The sequence below is a fragment of the Pseudomonas sp. NFACC24-1 genome, assembly GCF_900115235.1.
GTDB classification, from domain to species: domain Bacteria; phylum Pseudomonadota; class Gammaproteobacteria; order Pseudomonadales; family Pseudomonadaceae; genus Aquipseudomonas; species Aquipseudomonas fluorescens_AA.
In genome coordinates this window covers 1-12487 of the sequence record NZ_FOVS01000063.1, presented here as the reverse complement: position 1 = coordinate 12487, position 12487 = coordinate 1, and the positions used below count along the sequence as shown (strand labels likewise).

Annotated in this window: 2 protein-coding genes; both read left to right on the top strand. The window is 68.1% G+C overall.

The genetic code is table 11. The annotated features are described in order from the left end of the window. The first annotated feature begins 36 nt into the window (after window positions 1-36). Complete coding sequence (locus tag BM317_RS29185) at window positions 37-6702, top strand: non-ribosomal peptide synthetase (RefSeq protein WP_092477162.1); 6666 nt, start codon at window positions 37-39, stop codon at window positions 6700-6702. After that, window positions 6699-12487 (top strand): non-ribosomal peptide synthetase (locus BM317_RS29180; protein WP_170866291.1); only part of this gene is annotated, 5789 nt, incomplete at its 3' end. The genes BM317_RS29185 and BM317_RS29180, both read left to right, overlap by 4 nt.

The window sequence follows — 12487 nt, the reverse complement described above, 5'->3', positions numbered from 1 at the left end:
TTCGCCCTGCACTGCTACGAAGCGCCCCAAGGGCCAGTGGAAACCCGACTCGCCGAGCTGTGGGCCGAGGTCCTCGGGGTGCCGCGGGTCGGTCGGCAGGACAACTTCTTCGCCCTCGGCGGGCATTCGTTGCTGGCGGTGCAGATGGTCGAGCAGTTGCGGGCCGAAGGCTGGCAGTTGGACGTGGGGAATTTGTTCAGCGCGGCGAACCTGCTCAATCTGGCACTGCTGCTGGAGAATCCGCTGGGGCCGGCCAAATCACAGGCGCTGCCTGAGGCACCCGCCATCGCGCCGGACTGCAAGCGCATCACCCCGGCCATGCTGCCGTTGCTCAGCCTGCCACAGCCTCAGGTCGACCTGATCGTGACGGCGGTGGAAGGCGGCGCCGCCAACGTGCAGGACATCTACCCCCTGGCGCCCCTGCAGGAAGGCTTGCTGTTCCAGCACCTGCTGCAACCGGCCGACGACGCCTACCTGTTACGCGCGACACTGGCCTTCGACAGCCGCCCACGACTGGACGCCTTCATCGCCGCCTTCGATCAGGTGATCGCCCGCCATGACATCCTGCGCAGCGCCGTGCTCTGGGAAGGCCTGGACGAGCCGGTGCAAGTGGTCTGGCGCGAGGCGCCCCTGCCGGTGGTCTGGCTGGAGGCATGGGACGCCTTCGCCGAACAGCCCCTGGACATCCGCCGCGCACCACTGGCCCAGGCCTACGTGCGCTTCGACGCGCCCAGCGGCCAATGGCAGTTGCAGTTGGTCCACCACCACCTGGCCATCGACCACGCCACCCTGGCGCTGTTGTTCGGCGAAGTCCGCACCTTGATGCAAGATCCCGGGCATCCGCTGCCTCCGAGCGTGGCGTTTCGCCGATTCGTCGCCCAGGCCCGCGAGCCTCGGCGCCAGGCCAGCGCCGAGGCCTATTTCAAACGGCTGCTCGGCGACCTCGACGAACCGACCCTGCCCTACGCGCTGCACGACGTCCAGGGCTCCGGCCGCGACAACCGCGAGGCCCAGCGCTCACTCGACCCCGCCCTGGCCCGCCGCCTGCGGCAACTGGCCAAGACCCAGGCGGTGGGCGTCGCCAGCCTGTTCCACCTGGCCTGGGCAATGGTAGTGGGCAAGGCCAGCGGCCGCGACGACGTGGTCTTCGGCACGGTGCTGTTCGGCCGCTTCAGTGCCGGCCAGCAGGTGGAGCAGGCCCTGGGGCTGTTCATCAATACCCTGCCCCTGCGCATCGACCTCGACATGCCCCTGTACAGCGCCTTGCGCCAGACCCATGGACGACTGACCGAACTGCTCGACCATGAACATGCGCCACTGGCCCTGGCCCAACGTTGCACGGCGCTGCCCACCCAGGCAGCGTTGTTCTCAGCGCTGCTGAACTTTCGCCACAGCCAGGCACAACGCTCGGCCCGCCCAGAGTTCGACCTGCCAGGGGTGCGCCTGCTGGGCAGCGAGGAGCGCAGCAACTACCCGTTCTGCCTGTCCATCGATGACCTCGGCGAAGGCTTTGCCCTGACCGGACAGGTCCATCGTTCAGTCTGCGTCGACGCGGTCCTTGCGCAAATGATTCGGGCCCTGGAGGTGGTTGCACAGACCCTGGAAACCGCACCGGCCACCCGAGCCTGTGCCTTGGACATCCTACCTCTGGAGCAACGCCAGCAACTGCTGGAAGCGTTCAACGCCACACGGCAGGCGCATCCACGGGACACCCTGCTGCACCAGCCCTTCGAGCGGCAGGCGGCACTGCATCCCGACGCCGTGGCGGCGCAGTTCGAAACGACCGCGGGGGCCCAGCTCAGCTATGCCCAGCTTAATCAGCAGGCGAACCAGTTGGCCCACGCCCTGCTGACGGCCGGGGTGCGCCCCGATGACCGGGTAGCGATCAGCCTGCAACGGGGTCCAGACCTGTTGGTCGCCCTGCTCGCCACCTTGAAGGCCGGCGCGGCCTACGTACCGCTGGACCCCAACTACCCGCCGGCGCGTCTTGCGCACATGCTTGAAGACTGCGCGCCCCGGCTGGTCCTGAGCAGCCAGGCCGTGGCCAGTGGGTTACCGGCCACGGCGGTCGAATGCTGGTGCCTGGATGCAGCGCAGTTACGGGACCGGTTGGCGACCCTGCCCACGGAAAACCCCAGGGTTGCGGACCTGGGCCCAGCGCACCTGGCCTACGTCATCTACACCTCGGGCTCCACCGGCCTCCCCAAGGGCGTGATGATCGAGCACCGCAACGCCTGCAACCTGCTGCATTGGGCACTACGCAACTTCGACGCCGAGGAATGGCGCCGCAGCTTGTTCGCCACGTCGATCAACTTCGACCTGGCGGTCTTCGAATGCTTCGTCCCTCTCGCCGCCGGCGCGACCCTGCACCTGGTGGAAAACGCCCTGGCGTTGGTGGCCCGACCCTGCCCGGTGTCGCTGATCAACAGCGTGCCCTCGGCGGTGGAAGAACTGGTCAGGGTCGGCGCCGTCCCGGACAGCACCCGGGTGGTCAACCTGGCGGGCGAACCGCTCAAGCCGCGACTGGTGGAGCAATTGTTCGCCCGCAGCGCGACGCAACGGGTCTGCAATCTCTATGGGCCAACGGAAACCACCACCTATTCCACCTGGCTGTCGATGGACCGTGCCGGGGGCTACCAGCCCGGCATCGGCCGGCCCCTGGACAACACCCGTGTCTACCTGCTCGACCGTCATCGCCAACCGGTGCCGTTGGGCGTGGCCGGTGAGATCTACATCGGCGGAGCAGGCGTGGCGCGGGGTTATCTCAATCGTGCCGAGCTGACCCAAGAACGCTTTTTGTCCGACCCCTTCGTCGAGGATCCCCAGGCGCGCATGTACCGCACCGGTGACCTGGGGCGCTGGCGGGCCGATGGTTCGCTGGATTACCTGGGACGCAACGACTTCCAGGTCAAGGTACGCGGGTTCCGCATCGAACTCGGGGAGATCGAAACGCAGTTGCTGGGCATGCCGGCGGTGCGCGAAGCGGTGGTGCTGGCGCAGCCTGGCCCTGCCGGTGATCCGCGGTTGGTGGCCTATCTGGTGGCGCAGGTCTCGACCACGCCCGTTCCGGACTTGGCTGAAGTACGCGCTTATCTGGAAAGTCGCTTGCCGGACTATATGCTGCCCAGCGCCTGCGTCGCCCTGCAGCAGTTGCCACTGACCCCCAACGGCAAACTTGATCGCCAGGCCCTGCCGCTGCCCGAGGCACAGGCCAGCAGTGCCGCCAGGCAGGCGCCGCAAGGGGACACCGAACGGCGGCTGGCGGCCATCTGGACCCAGGTGCTGGGCGTCTCGGAAATCAGCCGTGACGACGACTTCTTCAGCCTTGGCGGGCATTCGCTGCTGGCGGTGCAATTACTCGAACAGTTGCGCCGCAATGGCTGGGACCTGGACATACGCAGCGTGTTCGAACGCTCGACACTGGCCGCCCAGGCGCTGCGCCTGGAAAAACTGGCCAGCGTTCCGGCGCCGGCACCAAGCGTAAGCACCATCCCGACCCCGTGCGCCCGCATCACCCCACAGATGCTGGATCTGGTGACCCTTCCCCAGGCGCAGATCGACCTGATCGCGGCACGAGTGCCCGGCGGCGCCGGCAATATCCAGGACATTTATCCATTGGGCCCCTTGCAGGAGGGCATGCTCTATCACCACCGCGCCCAGCGCGAGGGCGATCGTTATGTGCTGCGCAGCCTGCTGGCCTTCACCGACGAGGCGCGCCTGCAACGTTTCTGCGGGGCGCTGGGCCAGGTCATCGGCCGGCACGACGCGCTGCGCACCCTGGTGCTCTGGGAGGACCTGGAGGAACCCGTGCAGGTGGTGCTGCGGCAGGTCGCGTTCACGCCTCGGCGCCTGGCGCTGGAGGGTGACGACATCGCGGCGCGGCTGCAGGCCAGTGCCGACCCGCGCCACTACCGCCTCGACCTGCGGCAGGCCCCGTTGATCGAGGCCCGGGTGGCCTTTGACCCGGCGCAGGAGCGCTGGCTGTTGCTGCTGTTGCATCACCATGTGGTGGTCGATCACACCTCCCTGGAATTGATGATCGAAGAGATCGCCCTGATCGAGGGCGGGCGCCCGGCGGACCTGCCGCCGCCCACCAGCACCCGAGCCTTGGTGGCCCAGGCCCGGCGACCAGAAGCGGTGGCCGCCGCCCGCGCTTTTTTCAGCGAGCAGTTGGGCGATCTGGATGAACCCACCCTGCCCTTCGACCTTGACCTGCAAACCGATCCCCGCTGGCAGGCCCTGGAACACCAGCAGCCGCTGGCGTCGGAGCTGGCGCGCCGCCTGCGTCGCCAGGCCGAAGTCCACGGGGTGAGCGCGGCGAGTGTCTGCCACCTGGCCTGGGCCCTGGTGCTGGGGCGCCTGAGTGGGCGCGACGATGTGGTCTTTGGCACGGTACTGTTCGGCCGCCTGCAGGCCGGCGCCCACGCCGACCGGACCTTGGGCCTGTTCATCAACACCCTTCCACTGCGGGTGCGCCTGGACGGCGGCGTCCACGCCACCCTTAGGCAGGTCCAGGACACCCTCAACGGTCTGCTCTGCCACGAGCAGACCCCGCTGGCCCTGGCCCAGCGTTGCAGCGCGATAGCGCCGGGGACGGCGTTGTTCAGCGCGTTGTTCAATTACCGCTACAGCCATGCCGGCCAAGCCAATGTGCACCAGGCCATGCCCGGCATGACCCTGCTGCACAGCGAGGAGCGAACCCATTACCCCTTCAACCTGGCGGTGGACGATCTGGGCGAAGGTTTCCAACTGACCGCCCAGACCCACCCCGACCATGCGCCGGAACGGCTGCTGAACTTCATGCTGACGGCCCTGCACGCCCTGGTGGAAGCGCTGGAACAGACCGACGATGGGCACATCCAGTCATTGGACGTATTACCCGCCGCCGAGCAAGCACGGTTGAATCGCCTCAACCCAGTGCTGTCCGTGTCAGCGCCCGACGGCACCCTGCACGGGCGCTTCGCCGAGCAGGCCGCTCACCGCCCCGACGCCCTTGCGCTGATCGACGAGCATCGCCAACTGAGCTTTCGACAGCTCGACGGACAGGCCAACCGCCTGGCCCATCACTTGCTGGACCAGGGTGTACGACCCGGGCAACGGGTCGCGGTGTGCCTGGATCGCGAAGCGCACCTGGCGATCGCCTTGCTGGCGGTGTGGAAAGCCGGCTGCGCCTATGTGCCGCTGGACCCCGATTATCCGGCGCCGCGGCTGGCCTTCATGCTGCAAGACAGCGCTCCGGCGGCGCTGCTCACCCAGGAGCGAGTGCGCGAGGGGCTGCCGACATTCGACGCCGGGCCGCTGATCTGCCTGGATGCCGTTGGTGCCGCCTGGCAGCAGGCCGCAACCGACGATCCGAACATCGGCACCCAGCCCAGCGACCTCGCCTATCTGATCTACACCTCAGGCTCCACCGGCCAGCCCAAGGGCGTCATGGTCGAGCACCGCTCGGTGCTCAACCTCTGGGCCGGGTTGCACCAGCGTCTGGCTGACCTGCCAGCCGGTACGCGCTGCTCGCTCAACGCCTCGGTGGCCTTCGACGCCTCGGTCCAGCAGCTGTGTCAGTGGCTGAGCGGCCACTGCCTGGTGTTGATTCCAAAACGCGTGCGCCTGGACGCAGCGGCCCTGCTCGATTACCTGCAGAGCCGGCAGGTAACCCTATTCGACTGCACCCCGACCCAGTTGCAAGCGCTGCTCAAGCATCGCCAGACGCTGGCCCTGCCCCAGCCGTTGCCCCGCCGCCTGCTGCTCGGCGGCGAGGCCGTCCCCGCAGAGCTCTGGCAGCAACTGGCCGGTGAGCCCGGCGTGCGGGTGCTGAACGTCTACGGCCCGACCGAGTGTACGGTCGACACCACCAGCGCCTGGCTGGACCAGCATCCGCTGCCCAGCCTTGGCCAGCCTCTGCCCAATACTCAGGTGCAGGTGCTCGATCATCACGGTCGGCGCGCGCCGCTGGGGGTGGTAGGTGAAATCCACATTGGCGGCCAAGGCGTGGCCCGTGGCTACTGGCAGCGCGAGGCGCTAACCCGGGAGCGGTTCATCGCCGACCCGTTCTCGACCCAGCCCGGCGCGCGACTGTATCGCACCGGCGACCTCGGCCGCTGGGAGCTGGATGGCAGCCTCAGCTACCTTGGCCGCACCGACTTCCAGGTGAAGATCCATGGGCACCGCATCGAGCTGGGGGAAATCGAAAGCCATCTGTTGGCGCTGCCCGGTGTTCGGCAAGCGGTGGTGGTCGGTCGCCCCGATCGCCATGGCGTGGCCCGACTGATCGCGTACCTGCTGGGCGACGCGCCACCTACGCCAGCACAGGCGCGGACGGCCCTGGCCGAACGCTTGCCCGAGTCGATGCTGCCCAGCGCCTATGTGCGCCTGGATAGCCTGCCGTTGACGGCCAACGGCAAGCTCGACCGCAATGCCCTGCCCGAACCCGACGCCCAGGCGTACGTGCAAACCCGTTACGAAGCCCCCCAAGGCGACATCGAGATAGCCCTGGCGGCCATCTGGTGCGAGCTGCTGAACGTCGAGCGGGTCAGCCGACACGACAACTTTTTCGCCCTCGGCGGCCACTCGCTGATTGCCATGGGGCTGGTGGAGCGCATGCGCCAGCACCACCTGCGGGTCGACATCAGCCAATTGTTCACCGCACCGACCCTTGCCGGTCTGGCCGCGGCCACTACTCCATTGAAGGAACTGCTCCTGTGACTGCGGATCAACTGCTGGCTCTGCTCAAACACCGCGGCGTGACCCTGTCGTTGCGCGGCGACCAACTCTCGGTGGTGGCCGACAATGAAGTGCTGGCCGACCAGGAGTTGATCGCCCTCCTGCGCAGCCACAAGCCGGCGCTGATCGAAGCCCTGCGCCAGCCCGCGGCGCAGCCCGCCGGCACCAGCGGACTGTCGGCGGGTACCACCGCCATCACCCCGGCGCTGCTCGATCTCTGCCAGCTCGACGCGGCTCAGATCGAAGGCATCGTCGCCAGCGTTCCGGGCGGTGCCGCCAATATCCAGGACATCTACCCGCTGGTGCCCCTGCAGGCCGGCATCCTCTTCCACCACCTGCTCCAGGAGCGTGGCGATACCTACCTGCTGCACGTGCTACTGGCCTTCGATGACGAACCGCGCCTGCGCCGCTTCATGGACGCTCTCAACCAGGCCATCGCCCGCCACGACATCCTGCGCACCGCGCTGGCCTGGGAAGGTCTCGATGCGCCGGTCCAGGTGGTGTGGCGTCAGGCCCCGCTGACGCTGGAACTGTTCAGCCCGCCAGCGGGCGACGTGGCCACCACGCTGCGCACCTGGACCGATCCCAGGGAGCATCGGCTGGACCTGCGCCAGGCACCCCTGATGCGCGCGGTGGCTGCAGCGGATCCGGCAAACGGTCGCTGGCTGCTGCAACTGCTGCACCACCATGCGGTGATGGACCATACATCGCTGGAGCGGCTGGTGAGCGAGGTCGCGGCGATCCAGCAGGGCCGCCTGGCCGACCTGCAACCGCCACGCCCGTTCCGTGATTTCGTGGTGCGCGCCCGCCAGGGCCTGAGCGAAGCGCAACACGCGGCATTCTTCACCGAGCTGCTTGGCGATATTGACGAGCCCACCGCGCCCTGCGGGCTGCTCGATGTGCGCGGCGACGGCAGCCAGGTGCAGACCCTGGAAGCGCCGCTGGCGCTGGATCTGAGCCGGCGCATCCGCGAACTGTCGCGCCGCCTGGAAGTCAGCAGCGCCAGTCTGTTCCATCTGGCCTGGGCCTTGGTGCTGGGTAAGACCAGCGGCCGTGACGACGTGGTGTTCGGCACGGTGATGTTCGGTCGCCTGCTGGGCGCCGCCGAAGCAGCCACCGCCATGGGCCTGTTCATCAATACATTGCCGTTGCGGGTGCGCCTGGCGGTGCCGGTGAGGCAGGCCCTGCGCGACACCCACGGGTTACTCAGCCGGTTGATCGCCCATGAGCACGCGCCCTTGGGCCTGGCCCAACGCTGCAGCGCGCTGCCCAGCGGCACGGCGCTGTTCTCGGCGCTGCTCAACTACCGGCACAGCACGGCCCAGGGGCCTGCCCCGGTGCTCGATGGCATGCAGGTTCTGGGCGGTGAGGAACGCACCAACTATCCCTTCAACCTGTCGGTGGACGACCTGGGCGATGGGTTTTCGCTGAGCCTGCAAATCGATCCCCTGGTGGGCGCGGCCCCGGTGCTTGGCTGGCTGCAAACGGCCCTGGATAACCTGCTCGCCGCGCTGGAAGACTCACCCCAGCACCTGGCCTGCCATCTTTCGATACTCCCGGAGGCGGAGCGTGAGCAACTGCTGCGCACGTTCAACAATACTGCCCGGCCGCTGCCCGAGCGGGACCTGTTGCACCTGGCCCTGGAACGCCAAGCGGAACGCCAGCCCCAGGCCATCGCCGCGCGTTTCGACGCGGCCGATGGCGCCACTCCGTTGACCTATGGAGCGCTCAACGCCCAGGCCAATCGCCTTGCCCACCTGTTGCTGTGCGCCGGCGTGCAGCCGGACAGCCGGGTAGCGATCTGCCTGGAACGCGGCCCGCATCTGCTGGTCGCCCTGCTCGGCATCCTCAAGGCCGGCGCGGCCTATGTGCCGCTGGACCCGGCGTACCCGCGCGAGCGGCTGTCGCACATGCTCGAAGACAGCGCGCCCCAGGCGTTGCTGACTACCACCGCACTGCAAGCCAGCGTGACGGCACCGGCGGGTTGCACCGCCCTGTGCCTGGATGATCCGCAGACCCAGGTCCGTCTGGCCGAGCAACCGGCCGACAATCCGGACCCGGCGTGCCTGGGCCTGACCGGCGCGCACCTGGCCTACGTGATCTATACGTCGGGTTCCACCGGCCTGCCCAAGGGCGTGATGATCGAGCACCGCAATGCTTGCAACCTGTTGCACTGGGCGCTGCGCGTCTTCGACGCCGAAAGTCTGCGCGACAGCCTGTTCGCCACCTCGATCAACTTCGACCTGGCGGTCTTCGAATTTTTCGTGCCCCTGGCCGCCGGCGCGACCCTGCACCTGGCCACCAATGCCCTGGCCCTGCTCGACCGTCCGGTGCCCGTCACCCTGATCAACAGCGTGCCCTCGGCGCTCGATGCGCTGGTGGGGGCCGCGGCGATCCCGGCCTCAACGCGGGTGGTCAACCTGGCCGGCGAACCACTCAAGCAGGGCCTGGTGCAAAGGATCTTCGACCACAGTGACGTGCAACGCCTGTGCAACCTGTACGGACCGTCGGAAACCACCACCTATTCGACCTGGGTGGCGATGGACCGCGCCGAAGGCTTTGTGCCGGGTATCGGTCGGCCGCTGGACAACACCCAGGTCTACCTGCTCGATGCGCACCGGCAACTGGTGCCCCGTGGCGTGGTGGGCGAGCTGTACATCGGCGGCGCCGGTGTCGCTCGGGGTTACCTGAACCGGCCGGTGCTGACCGAGGAGCGTTTCCTCCCGGACCCCTTCGCAGCCCAGCCCGGCGCGCGGATGTACCGCACCGGCGACCTTGGTCGCTGGACCGAGGATGGGCAACTGCTCTACCTGGGGCGCAACGACTTCCAGGTCAAGGTGCGCGGCTATCGTATCGAACTGGGCGAGATCGAAAGCGCCCTGGCGCGTGTTCCGGGGGTGCAGCATGCCGTGGTCGTGGCTCGTCAGGAGCCGAGCGGGGATGCGCGGCTGGTGGCGTATTGGGTGGCCCAGCCGGAAGCGGCGCCAGACGAGGCGATACTGCGCGACGCCCTGGCGGCGGTACTGCCCGAGTACATGCAACCCAGCGCCTACGTGGCCCTGCCCGCCCTGCCACTGACGCCCAACGGCAAGCTCGATCGCAGCGCGCTGCCGGCACCGGAACAGGCCGCCAGCGGACACTTCGAAGCGCCCATGGGGCCGCTGGAAAACCAACTGGCGACGATCTGGGGGCGCCTGTTGGGCCGGCCACGGATTGGCCGCGGCGAGCATTTTTTCCAGGCCGGTGGCCACTCTCTGCTGGCGGTGCAACTGGTTTCCCAACTGCGTCAGCAATTGCGGGTCGAACTGCCCTTGGCCAGTGTGTTCGATCACCCGACGCTGCAACGCCAGGCACGGGCCATCGAAGCCCTGGGCGCGGCCGGGCTCCACGGTGCGGCACCGATCCCGGCCGGTCCACGGCCGGCGCGGCTGCCGTTGTCGTTTGCCCAGCAACGCCTATGGTTCATCGCGCACCTGGATGCCCAGGCCAGCGCGGCCTACCACATGGCCGGAGGCCTGCGGCTGCGCGGTGAGCTGAATGAAGCGGCCCTGGGCGCCGCGCTGGCGCGCATCGTCGAGCGGCACGAAGCCTTGCGCAGCCGTTTTGTGTCCGACGGCGGCGAGCCGTGCCAGGTGGTGGATCCCGGGCATTCGCTGGTGATGCCGTGCTTTGACCTGCGGGATCAGTCGCCGGCACAGTTGCAGGCCCATTACATCGCTGAAGCCCAGGCGCCTTTCGATCTGGCCGACGGCCTGCTGTTTCGCACCCGCCTGTTGCGCCTGGCCGAGCAGGAGCACGTCCTGCTGGTGACCATGCACCACATTGTCGGCGACGCCTGGTCCCTGGGCGTGCTGACCCGAGAGTTGAGCGAGCTGTACCGGGCTTTCAGCCGGGGGCAAGCCGATCCGCTGCCACCGCTGGCCATCCAGTACGCCGACTACGCCCTGTGGCAACGCTCCCCACGCCAGGCGCAACGCATCGCTGAGCAACTGGACTACTGGCGCACCCAACTGGCCGACGCGCCCCCTTCATTGAACCTGGCCCTGGACCGGCCGCGCCCGGCCCGACAGGACTTCACCGGAGCCAGCCTGGAGCTGAGCATCGACGCCGCGCTGGTGCGGTCCCTCAAGCACTTGAACGAACGCCACGGCACGACGTTGTTCATGACCGTGCTGGCCGCCTGGTCGGTGGTCCTTGGCCGGTTGTCGGGTCAGGATGACCTGGTCATCGGCTCGGTGCTGGCGAATCGCACCCGTGCCGAGGTCGAGCCGCTGATCGGCTTCTTCGTCAACACTCAGGCGTTGCGGGTGCGCCTCGACCGGGTCAGCCAGGTCGGCGAGCTGCTGGCCCAGGTACGGCGCACCGCGCTGGATGCCCAGGCCCACCAGGAGTTGGCTTTCGAGCAATTGGTGGAAGCCTTGAACCCGTCGCGTTCGTTGGCTCACAGTCCGATCTTCCAGGTCATGCTGGCCTGGCAGAATGCTCCGCAGCCGAGCCTGGCCCTGGGCGACCTGGAAGTGACCCCGCTGTCCACCGATGAGGACAGCGCCAAGTTCGACCTGACCTTGAACCTGTATGAGCGCGACGGCGTGATCGGCGGTCGGCTGACCTACGCCACGGCGCTGTTCGACCCCGGCACCGTCGAGCGTCACTGGCAGGCGCTGTGCGCCACGTTGCAGGCGATGGTCGAGAACGACCAGCAGCCGCTCCAGGCGCTGTCGATCCTCGGCGCGGACGAACGTCGGCAGGTGCTCCACGGATTCAATGAAACCACCCGCGATTACCCTGCCGAGGAGCCCCTGCACCGTCTGTTCGAGGCCCAGGCCCAGCGCCGGCCCGACGCCACCGCGGTGCAGGACGGCGACTACTTGCTCAGTTACCGCCAGCTCGACCAACAGGCCGAGCATCTGGCGCACTGGCTGGCCGAGCACGGCGTCACCCCGGGCGCCCGGGTCGCCCTGAGCCTTGCGCGCGGCCCGCGCTTGGTCACGGCGCTCCTGGCGATCCTGAAAAACGGCGCGACCTACGTGCCCATCGACACCGCCACCCCACTGCAGCGTCAACGCGCGTTGCTGGACGACTGTGCCAGCGCCTGGCTGCTCTGTGAGAACCCGGACGCGTCGGTGCAAGGTTCCGGCTACCAGATCTTGTGCCCTTGGGATCGCCTTGCGACTGCGGACGAACCCACCCCGCCGCGTCAGCCTGTGACAGTGTCGAGCGAGGCACCGGCCTACATCATGTACACCTCCGGCTCCACCGGAACGCCCAAGGGCGTGCAGGTGCCGCACCGCGCCATCACCCGGCTGGTGCGCAACAACGGCTTCGCCGCGTTCACCGCCCAGGACCGCTTCGCCCTCGCCGCCAACCCGGCCTTCGACGCCAGTACCCTGGAGATCTGGGGCGCGCTGCTCAACGGCGGCTGCCTGGTGGTCTGCCCCAGGGAAACCCTGCTGGACGCGGCCCGCTTCAACGAGCACCTGCTGCACCACGAAGTCAGCGTGCTCTGGCTCACCGCCGGGCTGTTCCATCAGTACGCCGAGGCCCTGGCGCCGGCCTTCGGCGCGCTGCGCTACCTGATGGTCGGCGGCGACGTGCTCGATCCGCGGCGCATCGAAAAGGTCCTGCGCCATTCGCCACCCAAGCACTTGCTCAACGGCTACGGGCCGACGGAAAACACCACCTTCACCACCACTCACACCATCACCCTCGAGGACGCGTTGGCCGGTGACATTCCCATCGGCCGGCCCGTGGGCAACACCCAGGTCTA